This is a genomic window from Streptomyces kebangsaanensis, assembly GCF_001906585.1.
In the GTDB taxonomy this organism is placed as follows: Bacteria; Actinomycetota; Actinomycetes; order Streptomycetales; family Streptomycetaceae; genus Streptomyces; species Streptomyces kebangsaanensis.
Map to the genome: position 1 here is coordinate 242,561 of NZ_JUJA01000167.1, position 18,216 is coordinate 260,776.

15 protein-coding genes, 1 tRNA gene and 1 pseudogene are annotated in these 18,216 nt (G+C 69.4%); 12 read left to right on the top strand and 5 right to left on the bottom strand.

Going from position 1 to position 18,216, the window contains the following annotated elements:
• Positions 1 to 54 precede the first annotated feature (54 nt).
• Entirely contained in the window at positions 55 to 669 is a 615-nt protein-coding gene (locus RH94_RS35920) for an RraA family protein (protein WP_073952483.1), read from the bottom strand.
• Positions 670 to 815: 146 nt separating this feature from the next.
• Between RH94_RS35920 and RH94_RS35925 the strand changes: the two genes are divergently transcribed.
• From RH94_RS35925 to RH94_RS35960, 8 genes are all read left to right on the top strand, one after another.
• The gene (locus RH94_RS35925) at positions 816 to 3,095 is read left to right on the top strand and encodes an FdhF/YdeP family oxidoreductase (RefSeq protein ID WP_073952484.1); all 2,280 of its coding nucleotides are present in this window, start codon (positions 816 to 818) and stop codon (positions 3,093 to 3,095) included.
• Between the two features lie 61 nt (positions 3,096 to 3,156).
• Positions 3,157 to 3,660, top strand: coding sequence for a hotdog fold thioesterase (locus RH94_RS35930; RefSeq protein WP_073952485.1), 504 nt, complete (start codon positions 3,157 to 3,159; stop codon positions 3,658 to 3,660).
• A gap of 357 nt (positions 3,661 to 4,017) precedes the next feature.
• Entirely contained in the window at positions 4,018 to 4,656 is a 639-nt protein-coding gene (locus tag RH94_RS35935) for a Tat pathway signal sequence domain protein (protein ID WP_073952486.1), read from the top strand.
• A gap of 288 nt (positions 4,657 to 4,944) precedes the next feature.
• The gene (locus tag RH94_RS35940) at positions 4,945 to 6,174 is read left to right on the top strand and encodes a branched-chain amino acid ABC transporter substrate-binding protein (RefSeq protein ID WP_073952487.1); all 1,230 of its coding nucleotides are present in this window, start codon (positions 4,945 to 4,947) and stop codon (positions 6,172 to 6,174) included.
• Between the two features lie 110 nt (positions 6,175 to 6,284).
• The gene (locus tag RH94_RS35945; protein ID WP_073952488.1) at positions 6,285 to 7,217 is read left to right on the top strand and encodes a branched-chain amino acid ABC transporter permease; all 933 of its coding nucleotides are present in this window, start codon (positions 6,285 to 6,287) and stop codon (positions 7,215 to 7,217) included.
• 5 nt (positions 7,218 to 7,222) lie between these two features.
• Complete coding sequence (locus RH94_RS35950) at positions 7,223 to 9,058, top strand: branched-chain amino acid ABC transporter permease (protein ID WP_073952489.1); 1,836 nt, start codon at positions 7,223 to 7,225, stop codon at positions 9,056 to 9,058.
• A 3-nt stretch (positions 9,059 to 9,061) separates the two neighbouring features.
• Positions 9,062 to 10,030: an ABC transporter ATP-binding protein gene (locus tag RH94_RS35955; RefSeq protein WP_073952490.1), complete on the top strand. Its 969-nt coding sequence runs from the start codon at positions 9,062 to 9,064 to the stop codon at positions 10,028 to 10,030.
• Positions 10,027 to 10,743: an ABC transporter ATP-binding protein gene (locus RH94_RS35960; RefSeq protein WP_073952491.1), complete on the top strand. Its 717-nt coding sequence runs from the start codon at positions 10,027 to 10,029 to the stop codon at positions 10,741 to 10,743. The genes RH94_RS35955 and RH94_RS35960 overlap by 4 nt, the downstream gene beginning before the upstream one ends.
• Before the next feature lie 66 nt (positions 10,744 to 10,809).
• Here RH94_RS35960 and RH94_RS35965 read toward each other — a convergent pair whose 3' ends face one another.
• A complete protein-coding gene (locus RH94_RS35965; protein ID WP_073952492.1) occupies positions 10,810 to 11,484 on the bottom strand; it encodes an ANTAR domain-containing response regulator in 675 nt (224 codons plus the stop codon).
• Positions 11,485 to 11,584: 100 nt separating this feature from the next.
• Between RH94_RS35965 and RH94_RS35970 the strand changes: the two genes are divergently transcribed.
• Positions 11,585 to 11,667, top strand: a tRNA-Leu gene (locus RH94_RS35970).
• Between the two features lie 82 nt (positions 11,668 to 11,749).
• Positions 11,750 to 12,538: a helix-turn-helix domain-containing protein gene (locus RH94_RS35975; RefSeq protein WP_073952493.1), complete on the top strand. Its 789-nt coding sequence runs from the start codon at positions 11,750 to 11,752 to the stop codon at positions 12,536 to 12,538.
• Positions 12,539 to 12,545: 7 nt separating this feature from the next.
• Here RH94_RS35975 and pyk read toward each other — a convergent pair whose 3' ends face one another.
• Both pyk and RH94_RS35985 read right to left on the bottom strand, forming a co-directional pair.
• Positions 12,546 to 13,982 carry a pyruvate kinase gene (pyk, locus tag RH94_RS35980; RefSeq protein WP_073952494.1) on the bottom strand — a complete coding sequence of 479 codons (1,437 nt, stop codon included), beginning with the start codon at positions 13,980 to 13,982 and terminating at the stop codon, positions 12,546 to 12,548.
• A gap of 126 nt (positions 13,983 to 14,108) precedes the next feature.
• The gene (locus RH94_RS35985; protein WP_073952639.1) at positions 14,109 to 14,843 is read right to left on the bottom strand and encodes an SIMPL domain-containing protein; all 735 of its coding nucleotides are present in this window, start codon (positions 14,841 to 14,843) and stop codon (positions 14,109 to 14,111) included.
• Positions 14,844 to 14,952: 109 nt separating this feature from the next.
• On the opposite strand from RH94_RS35985, the gene RH94_RS45715 reads away from it, so the two are divergent.
• The coding region (locus tag RH94_RS45715; protein ID WP_234426308.1) for a twin-arginine translocation signal domain-containing protein at positions 14,953 to 15,059 on the top strand (107 nt) is incomplete at its 3' end.
• Positions 15,060 to 15,061: 2 nt separating this feature from the next.
• Positions 15,062 to 16,801 (top strand): annotated as a pseudogene (locus RH94_RS35990) (bifunctional metallophosphatase/5'-nucleotidase); the annotation flags it as partial.
• 34 nt (positions 16,802 to 16,835) lie between these two features.
• On the opposite strand, the gene RH94_RS35995 reads toward RH94_RS35990, so the two are convergent.
• Positions 16,836 to 18,209, bottom strand: coding sequence for a lysine N(6)-hydroxylase/L-ornithine N(5)-oxygenase family protein (locus RH94_RS35995; protein ID WP_234426309.1), 1,374 nt, complete (start codon positions 18,207 to 18,209; stop codon positions 16,836 to 16,838).
• Positions 18,210 to 18,216 lie beyond the last annotated feature (7 nt).

Consider the following 18,216-nt stretch of genomic DNA (forward strand, 5'->3'; position numbering starts at 1 on the left):
GGTGGGGGAGAAGTCCCGCCCCGGGGTTCCGCCCGCCTCGGTCCTTCCGTCGGGTCAGCCGGTGAAGCCCCGGTCGCCCAGTGCCCTCTCGATGCGGGCGCGGTGGTTCTCCTCCCAGGTGTCGAGGGACTCCTCGGCCTCCTTGGCCAGCTTCGCCCGCGCGGCGGCGAGGATCTCGTCCCGGCGTGCGGCGGGGGTGACGACGACGCCCTCCTCGTCGGCGACCACGACGTCGCCGGGGTGCACCAGCACGCCGCCGACGCGGGCGGGCCCACCGAGGGAGCCGAGCTTCTCCTTGGTGCCGGGTATCGGGATGACGCCGCGCGAGAAGACCGGGAAGCCGGCCTCGCGCACCTCGCCGAGGTCGCGGATGACGCCGTCGACCACGAAGGCGGCGATGCCCCGGCGCTGGGCGACGGCGCACACGTTGCCGCCGGCCAGCGCGTGGTCCACGTCGCCCGACTCCACGACGACGACCGTGCCCGGCTCGGCGCGGTGGATCGCCGCGTGCAGCATCAGGTTGTCGCCGGGCTCGCACCGCACCGTGTACGCGGGGCCGGCGACGCGCGGCGAGTCCCACAGCGGACGGATGCCGATGTCCATGACCTGCTCACGGCCCAGCAGGTCGGCGAGGGTGGTGGTGGGAACGTCCTTGAACGGGGTGTCCATCGCTTCCTTCCCTTCCGGTCGGCGAGTCCGCCGATGATCGCACCCTGTGGTCCCGAAGCCCGTTCGCACGGACCGGGGGCATTGCCGACAGTGCGTGGGAAGATCGTGCGTGGTCTTCAGTCCCTGCGGTCGAAGAGGAGCGTGCGATGGTGGCGAAGGCGCCGAAGGGGGATCCGGTTCAGGACGCGCCGGAGGTCGTCGAACCGCAGCATGCGGCGGCGGGATTGCCGGCCATCGGGCACACGTTGCGGATGGCGCAGCGCCAGATGGGCGTGCGGCGCACCGCGTTGACGTTGCTGCGGGTCAACCAGAAGGACGGGTTCGACTGCCCGGGGTGCGCGTGGCCGGAGTCGGAGCGGCGGCACACGGCGGAGTTCTGTGAGAACGGGGCGAAGGCGGTCGCCGAGGAGGCCACCCTGCGCCGGGTCACGCCGGAGTTCTTCGCCGCGCACCCCGTGTCCGAGCTGGCGGAGAAGAGCGGTTACTGGCTGGGGCAGCAGGGGCGGCTCACGCACCCGATGTACCTGCCCGAGGGCGCCGGTCACTACGAACCGGTGAGCTGGGAGCGGGCCTTCGGCATAGTCGCCGAGGAGATCGCCGCCCTCGACTCCCCCGACCAGGCCCTCTTCTACACCTCCGGCCGCACGAGCAACGAGGCCGCGTTCCTCTACCAGCTCTTCGCCCGCGAGCTCGGCACCAACAACCTGCCCGACTGTTCCAACCTGTGCCACGAGTCCTCCGGTTCGGCCCTGTCGGAGACGATCGGCGTCGGCAAGGGCAGCGTCCTGCTGGAGGACCTGTACAAGGCCGACCTGATCATCGTGGCCGGGCAGAACCCGGGGACGAACCATCCGCGCATGCTCTCCGCCCTGGAGAAGGCCAAGGCCGGCGGCGCGAAGATCATCAGTGTCAACCCGCTGCCCGAGGCCGGTCTGGAGCGGTTCAAGAACCCGCAGACCCCGCAGGGCATGCTCAAGGGCGCCGCGCTCACCGACCTGTTCCTGCAGATCCGCATCGGCGGCGACCAGGCCCTCTTCCGCCTCCTCAACAAGCTGGTCCTCGAGACCGAGGGCGCGGTCGACGAGGAGTTCGTGCGGCAGCACACCCACGGGTACGAGGAGTTCGCGGCCGCCGCCCGCGCCGCCGACTGGGACCGGACGCTCGCCGCGACCGGTCTGGCCCGCGACCGGATCGAGGAGGCGCTGCGCATGGTGCTCGCCTCCAAGCGCACCATCGTGTGCTGGGCGATGGGACTGACCCAGCACAAGCACTCCGTGCCGACCATCCGCGAGATCGTCAACTTCCTGCTGCTGCGCGGCAACATCGGCCGGCCGGGCGCGGGGGTGTGCCCGGTGCGCGGCCACTCCAACGTGCAGGGCGACCGCACCATGGGCATCTTCGAGCGGCCCGCCCCCGCCTTCCTGGACGCCTTGGAGAAGGAGTTCGGCTTCGCCCCGCCGCGCGCGCACGGCTACGACGTCGTCCGGGCCATCCGCGCCCTGCGCGACGGCGAGGCGAAGGTGTTCTTCGCCATGGGCGGCAACTTCGTGGCCGCCTCCCCCGACACCGACGTCACCGAGGCGGCCATGCGCCGCGCCCGGCTGACCGTGCACGTGTCGACCAAGCTCAACCGCTCGCACGTCGTCACGGGCGCGCGTGCCCTGATCCTGCCGACGCTGGGCCGCACCGAGCGCGATCTGCAGGCCGGCGGCGAGCAGTTCGTCACCGTCGAGGACTCCATGGGCATGGTGCACGCCTCCCGTGGCCGGCTCGAACCCGCGAGCCGCCACCTGAAGTCCGAGCCGGCCATCGTGTGCCGGCTGGCCCGCCGGGTGCTGGGCGAGGACAGCGTGGTGCCGTGGGAGGAGTTCGAGAAGGACTACGGCGCGATCCGCGACCGCATCGCCCGCGTGATCCCCGGCTTCGAGGACTTCAACGCGCGCGTGGCCCGCCCCGGCGGCTTCACGCTCCCGCACGCCCCGCGCGACGAGCGCCGCTTCCCCACGGCCACCGGCAAGGCCAACTTCACCGCCGCGCCCGTGGAGTACCCCGAGGTGCCCGAGGGCCGGCTGCTGCTGCAGACGCTGCGCTCGCACGACCAGTACAACACCACGATCTACGGCCTGGACGACCGCTACCGCGGGATCAGGAACGGCCGGCGGGTGGTGCTGGTCAACCCCGAGGACGCGCGGGCGCTGGGCGTCGCCGACGGATCGTACGTGGACCTGGTCGGCGAGTGGAAGGACGGGGTGGAGCGGCGGGCGCCCGGCTTCCGGGTCGTGCACTATCCGACCGCGCGCGGGTGCGCGGCCGCGTACTACCCGGAGACCAACGTCCTGGTGCCGCTGGACGCCACCGCGGACACCAGCAACACCCCGGCCAGCAAGTCCGTCGTGGTGCGTCTGGAACAATCGGCGACCGACTGAGCGTTCGCTCAGTGAGCAGTCGGTCAGCGACGCCGATCAACGACGAACGGAGCCGGACGCCATGGGCGAGCAGCAGCACGTGAAGTTCCCGCAGGAAGTCCTCGACGAGTACGCCGCCCTCGGCATCGACCTGCCCGCCCTGTTCTCCGCCGGGCACCTCGGCACCCGCATGGGCGTGCAGGTTCTGGAGGCGTCCGCCGACCGCGTCGTCGGCACCATGCCGGTGGAGGGCAACACCCAGCCCTACGGACTGCTGCACGGCGGCGCCTCCGCCGTCCTCGCCGAGACCCTGGGCTCCGTCGGCTCCATGCTGCACGGCGGCAGCTCCAAGATCGCCGTCGGCGTCGACCTGAACTGCACCCACCACCGCGGGGTCCGCTCCGGCCTGGTCACCGGCGTGGCCACGCCCCTGCACCGGGGGCGCTCGACGGCGACGTACGAGATCGTCATCAGCGACGAGGAGGGACGGCGGGTGTGCAGCGCCCGCCTGACCTGCATGCTGCGCGACATGAACCCGGGCGAGGGCGACCCCGCCGGCTCCGGCGGCTCCACCGCGGCCGGCTGAGCCGCGAAACGGCCCCTCCCCGGCCGTTGCCCCCGGACCCGGCCGGTCCTAGCTTCTTGACATGACAACGGGAGGAGCCCCCCGGCCGGGGGCACGGGCGGTCCGGTCCCGCCTCGGACCGGCGCTCCTGACGGGGGTGCCGAAGGCCGGCCGCGGCGACGCGGCCCGGCGGCCCGCACGCGGCGGCACCCCGCCGCCGGCTCCGCCTCGGGCCGTGTCCCCAGGAGGCCCGTACGTCCGGTCCGTCGCACACCGGCCCCTCATTGGAGCGGGTCAACGCACCTGCCCAGTACGAGAATTGACCTCCCGTCAAGTCTGCTCGCTCCGCACCGGCCGCCACGGCGAGGAGCCGCGACGGTGAGCGGCATCGGTCCGCTCGAACCGGGCGAGGGCACACACGCGTGGGACACGCCCGGCCCGGACACACATCCGGAGGGCCCGCTCCGCACCAGACCCGCGCACGGCCCGATCGCACGGTTCCACGAGCGGCACCGCCGTGCCTCCCTCGCGGCCCTCGCGCTCATCCTCCTTCTCGCGGGCGGCAGTTACCTCTACGCCACCCGCCGGCACACCCCGCCGCCCGCGCCCTCCCTCCCGCCCTACCCCTCCCAGGTCACCGACATCTCCTACCTGGACGCGGTGGCCACGCCGCCCCGCGACGCCGGAACCAGGAGCTTCAGCTTCGCGGTGCTGGTCGGCGTGCGGTCCGGCCCGCCCGTGACCGTGACCCGCATCGCCCAACCGTACGCGGGACTTTCCGTCACCTCCGAGCCCCGGCCCCCTTTCCGTACGAAGGCGGGAACCGCGCACAATGTTGCCATCACCATGCATATAAAGGAATGCGGGAAGGTCCCGGCGAGCGCCGGACTGCCTTTCCTGGATGTGACACTGCGTAATGCGCGAGCAATCCAAGTGCATAGTTTCATCCTCGGCCCGCGCTACGCGCAGGCCCTCTCCCAGGCCCTTCAGGTAGCCTGTGGCAACGATTTCCGGTAATCACCAAAACGCCTGAGACGCCTGAACCCAACTCTCCGCTTCCTGCGGGTTCTTGCAATCCGTACCGGGCGAATCGACCTGAATTCCGCTGTTCCACCCGTGCGGCACCGCTCTGGATTAGGCCGGGTGATAACAAGAACATCACAGCATCGCTCAGACCCTCCTCCAGGTTCGCCGCCCACGCCTAGAGTCACGGCCAGTCACGGCGCGGTCAGGAAAGACCTTCGGACCGACGCTCGACTCGGCTTCTTCCAGGGGGGAGAGGCCGTGCCAGGGAAAGGACTGATCGTGCGTCAACGTTCGCTCATCGCCATCACCGCCGCGCTGGCAGCGGGAGCGCTCACCCTGACCGCCTGCGGATCGCGGGGCGGAGACAAGGGCTCGGACTCCGGCAGTGGTGGCACCACCGTGATCATCGGCGTCGACGCCCCGCTGACCGGCGACCTGTCCGCACTGGGCCTCGGCATCAAGAACTCCGTCGACCTCGCCGCCAAGACCGCCAACAAGCAGCAGACCGTCAAGGGCATCACCTTCAAGGTCCAGGCCTTCGACGACCAGGCACAGCCCTCCTCGGGCCAGCAGAACGCCGTGAAGTTCGTCGCCGACAAGAACGTCCTCGGCGTCGTCGGCCCCCTCAACTCCTCCGTCTCCGAGTCCATGCAGAAGGTCTTCGACGACGCGAAGCTGGTCCAGGTCTCCCCCGCCAACACCGGCCCCTCCCTCAGCCAGGGCCCCGACTGGCGCACCAAGAAGGTCCGCCAGTACAAGTCGTACTTCCGCACCGCGACCACGGACGCCATCCAGGGCCCGTTCGCCGCCCAGTACGTCTACAACGACGCCAAGAAGACCAAGGTCTTCGTCATCGACGACAAGAAGACCTACGGCGCCGGCCTCGCCGGCACCTTCACCGACGAGTTCAAGAAGCTCGGCGGCAAGGTCGTGGGCACCGAGCACATCGACCCCGACACCAAGGACTTCTCCGCGGTCGCCACCAAGGTCAAGAAGTCCGGCGCGGACGTCGTCTACTACGGCGGCGAGTACCCGCAGGCCGGCCCGCTCAGCAAGCAGATCAAGGCCGCCGGCGCCAAGATCCCGCTGGTCGGCGGCGACGGCATCAACGACGCCGACTTCGTCAAACTGGCCGGCCCCGACAGCACCGGCGACCTCGCCACCTCCGTCGGCGCGCCGGTCGAGGAGCTCGACTCCGCCAAGCAGTTCGTGGCCGACTACAAGGCCGGCGGCTACAAGGACGAGTACTCGGCCTACGGCGGCTACTCCTACGACTCCGCCTGGGCCATCATCGAGGCCGTCAAGAAGGTCGTCGAGGACAACGACGGCAAGCTGCCCTCCGACGCCCGCGCCAAGGTCACCGAGGCCATGCAGAACGTCTCCTTCGACGGAGTGACCGGCAAGGTCTCCTTCGACGAGTTCGGTGACGCCACCAACAAGCAGCTCACCGTCTACCGGGTCGAGAACGGCGCCTTCGCGCCCGTCAAGTCCGGCACCTTCACGGGCTGACCGACTCCTACCGCTCACCAGCCGCGCGGGGCGCTGTTCCACTGGCGCCCCGCGCGCGCTCGCATCCGGCCACAATCCGTCGAACATCCGAAAGTCTCGGAGGACATGCGGTGAACGAACTGCCGCAGCAGCTGGTCAACGGCCTGCTACTGGGATCCATGTACGGGCTGGTCGCCATCGGCTACACAATGGTCTACGGCATCGTCCAGCTCATCAACTTCGCCCACGGCGAGATCTTCATGACCGGCGCCTTCGGCGCGCTCTCGGTCTCCCTGTGGGTGCTTCCGAACGGCACGTCCATGTGGGTCGCGCTGCCGCTCATGCTCCTCGGCGGCATCATCGTCGCCGTCCTCGTCGCCATCGGGGCGGAACGGTTCGCCTACCGCCCCCTGCGCGGCGGTCCACGCCTGGCACCCCTGATCACCGCCATCGGCCTCTCCCTCGCCCTGCAGCAGGCGGTGTGGGCCTGGTACCCGGAGGCCAAGTCCGCCCGCACCTTCCCGCAGATCGCCGGCGGCCCCTTCGAGATCGGCAGCGTCACCATCCAGACCGGTGACATCTTCGTCTTCTGCGCCGCCCCGATCAGCATGGCCATCCTCGCCTACTTCGTCATGAAGACCCGCACCGGACGCGGCATGCAGGCCACCGCGCAGGATCCCGACACCGCCAAGCTCATGGGCATCAACACCGACCGCATCATCGTGGTCGCCTTCGCCCTCGGCGCCACCTTCGCCGCCGTCGGCGGTGTCGCCTACGGCCTCAAGTACGGCCAGATCGACTTCCGCATGGGCTTCATGCTCGGCCTCAAGGCCTTCACCGCGGCCGTCCTCGGCGGCATCGGCAACATCTACGGCGCCATGATCGGCGGCCTCGTCCTCGGCGTCGCCGAGACCCTCGCCACCGCCTTCATCTCCGACATCCCCGGCATGCACCAGTTCGGCAGCCAGTCCTGGGCCAACGTCTGGGCGTTCGTACTCCTCATCCTCGTGCTGCTGTTCCGGCCCCAGGGCCTGCTCGGCGAGCGCGTGGCGGACAGGGCGTGACACCGATGACCACACACACCACCGCACCCGAAACCCCCAGCACCCCCAGCACCGGCAGCGAGCCCACCGGCATCGTTCCCATACCGGCGCACATCGGCCGCGCCCTGGCCACCGGCGGCGCCGTCCTGACGGTCGCCTCCACCTTCCTCCCCTGGACCTGGACCTCCGACTTCCCCGGCGACCTCACCCTCTACGGCAACCCGGGCGGCCTCCAGCTCCTCGTCCTCATCGGCGGCACCCTGACCGCCCTCCTCGGCCTCGCATCCCACGGCGTCAAACAACTCGGCTGGCTCGTCCCCGCCGGCGGCACCGGCGCCCTCACCCTGGCCGCACTCGGCACCTTCGGCACCGCCTGGTACACGATCATCGCGATCACCGCCGAACTCGGCGGACTGGTCCACCTCGAACCAGGCGCCTGGGTACTCGCCGCGGGCACCCTCACCATGCTGACCGGCGCACTCGCCCAACCCTTCGAACGACCCGTGTCCGAGCCCGCCGACCCGGACGACACCCGCAGGGACCAACTGCGCCACAACGCGCGCAACAAGCTCGCCGTGGTCCGCGCCGCCCTCGCCTCCGGCACCCCCGCCCCGGCCCGCGCCCTGCCGACGTACGCCGAGATCCTCGTCATCATCGCGGCCATGGCCATCGGCCTCACCGTCTTCACCTACGGCATCAGTACCCCGCACGACGAGAGCGAACTCTTCATCGGCTTCCTCATCGTCGTCGGGTTCTGCTTCGCCGCGCTCCTCAAAGCCGGACTGGTGGGCCGCGTCTCGGCGATCACCTCCAAGCACCGCAACATCACCATGGTCGGCGCGTTCGTCGCGGCGGCCGCCTTCCCCTTCACCCAGTCCGACGACCAGTACGCGACCATCGGCGTCTACATCCTGATCTTCGCCACCGTCGCGCTCGGCCTGAACGTCGTCGTCGGCCTCGCCGGCCTCCTCGACCTCGGTTACGTCGCCTTCCTCGGCGTCGGCGCCTACACCGCAGCCCTGGTCTCCGGCTCGCCGTCCTCGCCACTGAACTTCCACGTCCCGTTCTGGGCCTCGGCGTTGCTCGGCGCCCTGGTCGCCATGATCTTCGGCGTCCTCATCGGCGCCCCCACCCTGCGGCTGCGCGGCGACTACCTCGCCATCGTCACCCTCGGCTTCGGTGAGATCTTCCGGCTCGCCGTCCTCAACATGGACGGCACCTCCGGACCCGACGTCACCAACGGCTCCAACGGCATCTCCGCCATCCCGAACCTGAACGTCCTCGGCTTCGACTTCGGCCAGGAACACACCTTCCTCGGCTTCACCATCGCCCGCTTCGCCAACTACTTCCTGCTGATGCTCCTCATCACGCTGATCGTCGTCGTGGTCTTCCGGCGCAGCAGCGACTCCCGCATCGGCCGCGCCTGGATCGCCGTCCGCGAGGACGAGACCGCCGCACGCGCCATGGGCATCAACGGCTTCCGCGTCAAGCTCATCGCCTTCGCCCTCGGCGCCACCCTGGCCGGACTCGCCGGCGCCGTCCAGGCCCACGTCACCTACACCGTGACCCCCGAGCAGTACCAGTTCGCCCACGTCGTCCCGCCCAACTCCGCCTTCCTGCTCGCCGCGGTCGTCCTCGGCGGCATGGGCACCATCAGCGGCCCCCTCGTCGGCGCCGCCCTGCTCTACCTCATCCCCGCCAAACTCCAGTTCCTCGGCGACTACCAGCTCCTGACCTTCGGTCTCGCGCTCGTCCTGCTGATGCGCTTCCGCCCGGAGGGCCTCATCGCCAACCGGCGCCGCCAACTCGAGTTCCACGAGAACACGGAAGCACCCGAAGTCCTCAGCAAGGCAGGGGTCTGACCCATGACAACCGACACCACCACCCAGGACGCCACGCCCGACGCGACCGCCCCGCGCGAGACCGTCCTCGACGCCCGCGGCGTCACCATGCGCTTCGGCGGCCTCACCGCCGTACGCGGAGTCGACCTCACCGTGAACAGCGGCGAGATCGTCGGACTCATCGGCCCCAACGGCGCCGGCAAGACCACCTTCTTCAACTGCCTGACCGGCCTCTACATCCCCACCGAGGGCGAGGTCCGCTACAAGGGCAAGGTCCTGCCACCCAAATCCTTCAAGGTCACCGCAGCCGGCATCGCCCGCACCTTCCAGAACATCCGCCTGTTCGCCAACATGACGGTCCTGGAGAACGTGCTCGTCGGCCGGCACACCCGCACCAAGGAAGGACTCTGGTCCGCCCTGCTGCGCGGCCCCGGCTTCCACCGCGCCGAAGCCGCCTCCCGCGCACGCGCCATGGAACTCCTCGAGTTCGTCGGCCTCGCCCACAAGGCCGAACACCTCTCGCGCAATCTGCCCTACGGCGAACAGCGCAAACTCGAAATCGCCCGCGCCCTGGCCAGCGAGCCCGGCCTGCTGCTGCTCGACGAGCCCACCGCCGGCATGAACCCGCAGGAGACCCGCGCCACCGAGGAACTCGTCTTCGCCATCCGGGACATGGGCATCGCGGTCCTCGTCATCGAGCACGACATGCGGTTCATCATGAACCTCTGCGACCGCGTCGCCGTACTCGTCCAGGGCGAAAAACTCATCGAGGGCGACAGCGCCACCGTCCAGCGCGACGAACGCGTCGTCGCCGCCTACCTCGGCGAACCCTTCGAAGGGGCCCCCGGCGACGAGGAGGCCGCCGAGGTCGAACAGGCCGAGGCCCATGCCCAGGCCCAGGCAGAAACAGAGGAAGAGGCAGCAGCAGAGGCACAGGCCGAGAGCGCCGAGACCACGACCGACGCCGCGCCCGGCAAGGAGAACGACCGATGACCGCACTGCTCGAAGTCGAGGACCTCCGCGTCGCCTACGGCAAGATCCAGGCCGTCAAGGGCATCTCCTTCAAGGTCGAGGCCGGCCAGATCGTCACCCTCATCGGCACCAACGGCGCCGGCAAGACCACCACGCTGCGGACCCTGTCCGGACTGCTCAAGCCGGTCGGCGGACAGATCAAGTTCAACGGCAAGTCACTGAAGAAGGTCCCCGCCCACCAGATCGTCTCCCTCGGACTCGCCCACTCCCCCGAAGGGCGGCACATCTTCCCCCGCATGACGATCGAGGACAACCTCCGCCTCGGCGCCTTCCTCCGCAAGGACAAGGACGGCATCGAAAAGGGCATCCAGCACGCCTACGACCTCTTCCCCATCCTGGGCGAACGCAGAAAGCAGGCCGCGGGCACCCTCTCCGGCGGCGAACAGCAGATGCTCGCCATGGGCCGGGCCCTGATGTCCCAGCCGACACTGCTCATGCTCGACGAACCCTCCATGGGCCTCTCCCCGATCATGATGCAGAAGATCATGGCGACCATCGCCGAACTGAAGGCCCAGGGCACCACCATCCTGCTCGTCGAGCAGAACGCCCAGGCCGCACTCTCCCTGGCCGACCAGGGCCACGTCATGGAAGTCGGCAACATCGTCCTCTCCGGCACCGGACAGGACCTGCTGCACGACGAATCAGTACGCAAGGCGTACCTGGGCGAGGACTAAAGGCCCACAAAAGGAGAAGGGCCCGCGCCCCCCGGGGGGCGCGGGCCCTTCTCCTTCGAGCACCGCTCAGCCCTTGTCGGGCTTGGCCGCACCCTTCGCCGCCTTCTTCTCCTCGCTGTCCTGGATGACCGCCTCCGCGACCTGCTGCATCGACATACGGCGGTCCATCGACGTCTTCTGGATCCAGCGGAACGCGGCCGGCTCGGCCAGCCCGTACTCCGTCTGCAGGACCGCCTTGGCCCGGTCCACCAGCTTGCGGGTCTCCAGCCGCTGGGCGAGGTCCGCGACCTCCTTCTCCAGCTCCCTCAGCTCCGTGAACCGCGAGACCGCCATCTCGATCGCCGGAACGACGTCACTCTTGCTGAACGGCTTCACGAGATACGCCATCGCACCAGCGTCACGAGCCCGCTCCACCAGATCACGCTGCGAGAACGCGGTCAGCATCAACACCGGCGCGATCCGCTCCTCGGCGATCTTCTCCGCCGCCGAGATCCCGTCCAGCCTGGGCATCTTCACATCGAGGATCACCAGATCCGGCCGGTGCTCCCGCGCCAGCTCCACGGCCCGCTCCCCGTCCCCGGCCTCCCCGACAACCCGGTACCCCTCCTCCTCCAGCATCTCCTTGAGATCCAGCCGGATCAGCGCCTCGTCCTCGGCGATGACGACACGCGTCGTCAGCGGAGGCACGTGCGACTTGTCGTCGTCGGACACGTCTACGGGCTGGGACGACTCGGCGGTCACGGGGGGCGCTCCTCGGTCCGGGCGGGCAGGTACTGCTGCCTATGCAGCCTACCTAGAGGCATGGAGCTGAGCTCACCCGGTACACTCACCGCTGTACCTCGCCGGGTTGGTGGAACGGTATACACGGAGGTCTCAAACACCTCTGCCTGTGAGGGCTTGCGGGTTCGAATCCCGCACCCGGCACGCTTGAAAGCGGAGGATCACGTTCGCGTGATCCTCCGCTTTTTGCTGCGTGTCGCCGCTTCCCGTCACACAGCGTGTCCATATGAACTACCACGGCACACAAGTACGACAAGAAGCCCTGACTCTGCTGCGAGACGGCGCGAAGAACGCCGAGGTGGCCCGTCGACTCAACGTTCCTCTTGGAACCGTCGGCTACTGGAAGCACATGGACCGCGCGAAGCGAGGCGAGTGTCCGGGCAGGCATGACCCGGAATGCCCCCACTGCGACGGACGTGTTCTGGATCACTCGGCATACAGCTACCTTCTCGGGCTGTACCTCGGTGACGGACACATCAGCCAGTACTCCGGGCATCGCGTACCCACCTTGGTGATCACGTGCGCGGAGACGTGGCCGGGGCTCATTGAAGAGTGCAAAGGAGCCATGCGGGCCGTCTTCCCCGAAAACTCGGTATGCCATCGCCGCCGTACGGGATGCCGCGAGGTCAAGGTGTACTCAAAACACCTGCACTGCCTGTTCCCCCAGCACGGCCCTGGCAAGAAGCACGAGCGCCGCATCGCTCTCGAAGCCTGGCAGCAGGAAATCGTCGACGCGCATCCCTGGGAGTTCGTCCGGGGCCTCATCCACTCCGACGGCTGCCGTATCACCAACTGGACGACTCGCCTCGTCGGTGGTGCGCGCAAGCGCTACGAATACCCGCGGTACTTCTTCTCCAACAAGTCTGACGACATCCGGAAGCTCTTCACCGACGCCCTCGACAAGGTCGGCGTCGAGTGGACGACGCTGGCTCGCGGCAGCGATCCGTTCAACATCTCCATCGCCCGCAGAGCCTCCGTGGCCCTCATGGACGTCCACGTGGGTCCCAAGCACTGATCAGGGCCTACTTGGGACTGTCGTCCTCCCCGATGCGGTGCACTCGGACCAGGTTCGTCGAGCCCGGCACCCCCGGCGGGGAGCCCGCCGTGATCACCACCACGTCGCCCTTCTCGCAGCGGCCGTGTCTCAGGAGCAGTTCGTCGACCTGGTCGACCATCGCGTCGGTCGAGTCGACGCGTGGGCCCAGGAACGTCTCCACGCCCCATGCCGTGCTGAGCTGGGAGCGGGTCGCCGGCTCCGGCGTGAAGGCCAGCAACGGAATCGGGGAGCGGTAGCGGGAGAGGCGGCGGGCCGTGTCGCCCGACTGGGTGAAGGCGACCAGGAACCTGGCGCCGAGGAAGTCGCCGATCTCCGCTGCCGCGCGGGCCAGCGCGCCGCCCTGGGTGCGGGGCTTGTCGCGGTCCGTCAGGGGTGGCAGGCCCTTGGCGAGGAGGTCGTCCTCGGCCGCCGTGACGATGCGGGCCATCGTCCTGACCGTCTGCACCGGGTACTTGCCCACGCTGGTCTCGCCCGAGAGCATCACCGCGTCCGTGCCGTCGATCACCGCGTTGGCCACGTCGGAGGCCTCCGCGCGGGTCGGGCGGGAGTGGTCGATCATCGAGTCGAGCATCTGGGTGGCGACGATCACCGGTTTGGCGTTGCGCCTGGCCAGTTCGACCGCGCGTTTCTGGACGATGGGGACCTGTTCCAGGGGCATTTCCACGCCCAGGTCGCCGCGGGCGACCATGATGCCGTCGAAGGCGGAGACGATGTCCTCCATGGCCTCCACCGCCTGGGGTTTCTCGATCTTGGCGATGACGGGGAGGCGGCGGTCCTCGTCGTCCATGACGCGGTGGACGTCGAGGACGTCCCGGCCGCTGCGGACGAACGACAGGGCGATGGCGTCGAGGCCGGTGCGCAGTGCCCAGCGCAGGTCGTCCTCGTCCTTCTTGGACAGGGCGGGTACGGAGACGGCGACTCCGGGGAGGTTGAGGCCCTTGTGGTCGGAGATCACTCCGCCTTCGGTCACCCTGGTGCGGACTCGGGGGCCGTCGACCGCGGTCACCTCCAGGCCGACCCTGCCGTCGTCGACGAGGATGCGTGCGCCGGGGGTGACGTCGTCCGCGAGGCCGGCGTGGGTGGTGCCGCAGATGTGGCGGTCGCCCTCGACGCCCTCTTCGACGGTGATGGTGAAGGTGTCGCCGGGTTCGAGGAGTACGGGTCCTTCGCGGAAGCGGCCGAGCCGGATCTTGGGGCCCTGGAGGTCGGCGAGGATTCCGACGCTGCGGCCGGTCTCGTCGGCGGCCTTGCGTACGTGCTGGTAGAGCTCCTCGTGTTCGGCGTGGCCGCCGTGGCTGAGGTTGAGGCGGGCGACGTCCATTCCGGCGTCGACCAGGGCTTTGATCCGGTCGTAGGTGTGGGTGGCGGGTCCGAGAGTACAGACGATCTTTGCTCTGCGCATGATGTGACCCCAGGCCTTACCAGTCGGTGGTGAAAGTGAATCGGTGCGACGTGACTGCTCAACAACCTTTGGTCGAAGGGACGTTGACAACTGCTGGGGGAGACGTGGTCGACGTGGTCGGCGTGACTACAGTTTGGGCGGTTTCATGATGAACCGCGCGTCGAGTTGCGCGTGCACGTGCTGCCGTTCGGGTTCGAGGTCGAGGGGTGCGGCCTCCTCCTGCGGGACGGGTGCTCCGTAGGCGGAGACCGTGCGCACGCGGCCCCGGTCCCACTGGGGGCGCGGGCGTGCGTTCTCCGCGCCGGTGTCGGCGATTTCGACGAGGGCGGCGAGCGTGGTGCCGAGTGCCTCGGCGTACTCCCTGGCCCGTTGGACGGCCTCGCGCACGGCCTGCTGCCGTGCCTGCCGGTGGGCGGGTGAGCCGGGGCGCAGCGTCCACCAGGGTCCATCCACCCGGGTGAGTTCCAAGTCGGCCAGTCGGGTGGTGAGTTCACCCAGGGCGGTGAAGTCGGAGAGTTCGGCGGTGAGGTGGACGGTGCCGTGGTGGGTGCGGACGCGTTCGCCGCGGCCGTGCCGGGTGAGTTCCGGGGTGATGGAGAAGGCGCCGGTCTCCAGGCGTTCGACGGCCTGGCCGTAGGACTTGACGAGGTCGACGACGCCGGCGTTGCGCCGGGTGAGGTCGTCGAGGGCGGAACGGCGGTCCTTGCCGCGGGCGGTGACGGTGATGCCGATGCGGGCGATCTCGGGGTCGACTTCGAGGTGGGCCTCGCCGCGGACGGCGATGCGGGGTGCGTCGGGGGTGCCGTAGGGGGCAGCGGGGCCGGGTCCGGGCGCGGGCGCGGGCGCGGAGGCTGACGTCATACGCCCCACTCTGTCACCGTTGCCCGGTCCGCCGTCCCCGTCGGTCATCAGATCGCAACCTCCCGGGGGTGTTGCGGTTCGCCGTGGACCGCCAGAATCTACGCGCGTCATTGACCTTTCACCAGGAGAACCAGACATGCCGCTGAACCGCCGGAAGTTCCTGACGAGATCCGCCGCGACCGGGGCGGGGGTGGCGCTGGCCGGTGCGGCGGCCCCNNGCGGCCGAGGCCGCGTCGGCCGCGGGCCCCGCCGCGGCCGGGAAGCCCCGGAAGCCGGGCAAGCGCTACTCGCTCACCGTCATGGGCACCACCGACCTGCACGGGCACGTCTTCAACTGGGACTACTTCAAGGACGGGGAGTACTCCGACGCGGCCGGCAACGCCCAGGGCCTGGCCCGGATCTCCACGCTGGTGGACCAGGTCCGCAAGGAGAAGGGCCGCGGGAACACGCTGCTGCTGGACGCCGGTGACACCATCCAGGGCACCCCGCTGACGTACTACTACGCGAAGGTGGACCCGATCACCGCCAAGCGCGGTCCGGTGCACCCGATGGCCAAGGCGATGAACGCCATCGGGTACGACGCGGTGGCGCTGGGCAACCACGAGTTCAACTACGGCATCGAGACGCTGCGGAAGTTCGAGCAGCAGTGCGACTTCCCGTTGCTGGGCGCGAACGTGGTGGACCACCGGACCCAGAAGCCGGCCTTCCCGCCGTACTTCGTCAAGAAGCTCCACCAGCCGGGTCTGCCGCCGGTGACGGTCGCCGTGCTGGGGCTGACGAACCCGGGCATCGCGATCTGGGACAAGGCCTACGTGCAGGGCAGGTTGGACTTCCCGGGGCTGGAGGAGCAGGCCGCGAAGTGGGTGCCGAAGCTGCGGTCGATGGGCGCGGACGTGGTGGTCGTCTCGGCGCACTCGGGTACGTCCGGCACCTCCTCGTACGGCGACCAGCTGCCGTGGGTGGAGGACGCGGCGGCGAACGTCGCCCGGCAGGTGCCCGGTATCGACGCGATCCTGGTGGGCCACGCGCACAAGGAGATCCCGGAGCTGAGGGTCACCAACGAGAAGACCGGGAAGACGGTCGTGCTGTCGGAGCCGCTGTGCTACGCCGAGCGGCTGACCCTGTTCGACATCGAGCTGGTGTTCGTCAGGGGCAGGTGGGAGGTGGAGTCGGTCTCCGCCTCGCTGCGCAACTCCAACACGGTCGCCGACGACCCGAAGATCACCAAGCTGCTCAAGGACGAGCACGCGAAGGTCGTGAAGTACGTCAACCAGGTGGTCGGCCGGGCGACCGAGACCCTGAGGACGGTGGACGCCCGTTACCAGGACGCCCCGATCATCGACCTGATCACCAAGGTGCAGGAGGACGTGGTGAAGGCCGCGCTGGCGGGCACGCAGTACGCGGCGCTGCCGGTCATCGCGCAGGCCTCGCCCTTCTCGCGGACCTCGGAGATCCCGGCCGGCGATGTGACGATCCGGGATCTGTCGAGTCTGTACGTGTACGACAACACGCTGGTCGCCAAGCTGATGACGGGCGCCCAGGTGCGGGCGTACCTGGAGTACTCGGCGGAGTACTTCGTGCAGACGGCCGCCGGCGCGCCGGTCGACGTGGACAGGCTGACGAACGCGGGCGGCCGCCCGGACTACAACTACGACTACGTGTCGGGGTTGCAGTACGACATCGACATCGCCCAGCCGGCCGGTTCGCGGATCAGGAACCTGACGTTCAACGGTGCGGCGCTGGACGACGCCCAGCAGTTCGTGATGGCCGTGAACAACTACCGGGCCAACGGCGGCGGCGCGTTCCCGCACGTGGCCTCGGCTCAGGAGCTGTGGGCGGAGTCGACGGAGATCCGCACCCGGATCGCCGAGTGGGTGACGGCGAAGGGCGTGCTGGACCCGAAGGACTTCGCGTCGGTGGACTGGAAGCTGACCCGTAACGGCACGCCGGTGTTCTGATCGGCTCCCCGCGCGGGGTTGTGAAGGGGCGGCCTCAGATTCCGTCCACCAGGAGCGCTTTGAGCTGGCGGGTGGGCGGGATCTGGGGCTGTTTCTGTTCGAGGCCGAAGGTGGTGAAGGCGGTGCGGGCGGGCAGCGGGTACGCCTGTGTCCCGGTGATCGAGTTGAGGATGGTGGCGCTGCGCCAGGCGGCGAGGCCCAGGTCGGGGGCGCCGACGCCGTGGGTGTGGCGTTCGGCGTTCTGTACGTGGATGTGGCAGCCGGTGGCGGTGATGGACGCGTCCAGGGCGAGGCGGAACTGTTCGTCGACGCGCGGGCGTTCCTTGCCGTCGCGGTGCAGGTGGGGTTCGAGGGCGGCCAGCAGGGGGGCGAGGGGGCGTTCGCGGTAGCCGGTGGCGAGGACGACGGCGTCGGTGGTGAGGTGGGTGCGGGCGCCCTGCTGGACGTGTTCGACGTGGAGTTCGATCTGTGAGGTGGCGAGACGGCCGGCGGTGCGGACGCGGACGCCGGGGGTGAGGACGGCGTCGGGCCAGCCGCCGTCGAGGGTGCGACGGTAGAGCTCGTCGTGGATGGCGGCGAGGGTGTCGGCGTCGATGCCCTTGTGGAGCTGCCACTGCGCGGCGACGAGCCGGTCGCGCACGGGTTCGTCGAGGGCGTGGAAGTAGCGGGTGTAGTCGGGGGTGAAGTGCTCCAGGCCGAGTTTGGAGTACTCCATCGGGGCGAAGGCCTCGGTGCGGCCGATCCAGCGGAGCCGCTCGCCGCCGGCGGGGCGGTGGCGCAGCAGGTCGAGGAAGACCTCGGCGCCGGACTGTCCGGAGCCGACGACGGTGATGTGGCCGGCCGCGAGGAGGGTGTCGCGGTGCTCGAGGTAGTCGGCGGCGTGGACGACGGGGACTCCGGGGGCGTCGGCGAGGGGTCTGAGCGGGGCGGGTACGTGGGGTTCGGTGCCGATGCCGAGGACGACGTTGCGGGTGTGGACGCGGCCGAGGGCCTGGGCTTCGCCGTCGGCGTCGAGCTGGGTGAAGACGACTTCGAAGACGTGGTGTTCGGGGTCCCAGCGGACGGCGTCGACCTGGTGGCCGTAGTGCAGCGCGGGCAGGTTCTCGGAGACCCAGCGGCAGTAGGCGTCGTATTCGGCGCGCTGGATGTGGAAGCGCTCGGCGAAGTAGAAGGGGAAGAGTCTGTCGCGGGCTCTCAGGTAGTTGAGGAAGGACCAGTCGCTGGCGGGGTCGGCGAGGGTGACGAGGTCGGCGAGGAAGGGCACTTGGACGCGGGCGCCGTCGAGGAGCAGGCCGGGGTGCCAGTGGAAGCGGGGGCGCCGTTCGTAGAAGGCGGTGCGGAGTCCGGTGAGGGGCTGGGCGAGGGCGGCCAGGGAGAGGTTGAAGGGGCCGATGCCGATGCCGACCAGGTCGTAG

Bases quoted from the DNA above. Each gene is read 5' to 3' on its own strand.
- RH94_RS35985 (WP_073952639.1), bottom strand. From the start codon at position 14,843: ATGACGTCAGCCTCCGCGCCCGCGCCCGCGCCCGGACCCGGCCCCGCT.
- RH94_RS35960 (WP_073952491.1), top strand. From the start codon at position 10,027: ATGACCGCACTGCTCGAAGTCGAGGACCTCCGCGTCGCCTACGGCAAG.
- pyk (WP_073952494.1), bottom strand. From the start codon at position 13,982: ATGCGCAGAGCAAAGATCGTCTGTACTCTCGGACCCGCCACCCACACC.
- RH94_RS35955 (WP_073952490.1), top strand. From the start codon at position 9,062: ATGACAACCGACACCACCACCCAGGACGCCACGCCCGACGCGACCGCC.
- RH94_RS35920 (WP_073952483.1), bottom strand. From the start codon at position 669: ATGGACACCCCGTTCAAGGACGTTCCCACCACCACCCTCGCCGACCTG.
- RH94_RS35925 (WP_073952484.1), top strand. From the start codon at position 816: ATGGTGGCGAAGGCGCCGAAGGGGGATCCGGTTCAGGACGCGCCGGAG.
- RH94_RS35930 (WP_073952485.1), top strand. From the start codon at position 3,157: ATGGGCGAGCAGCAGCACGTGAAGTTCCCGCAGGAAGTCCTCGACGAG.
- RH94_RS35950 (WP_073952489.1), top strand. From the start codon at position 7,223: ATGACCACACACACCACCGCACCCGAAACCCCCAGCACCCCCAGCACC.
- RH94_RS35975 (WP_073952493.1), top strand. From the start codon at position 11,750: ATGAACTACCACGGCACACAAGTACGACAAGAAGCCCTGACTCTGCTG.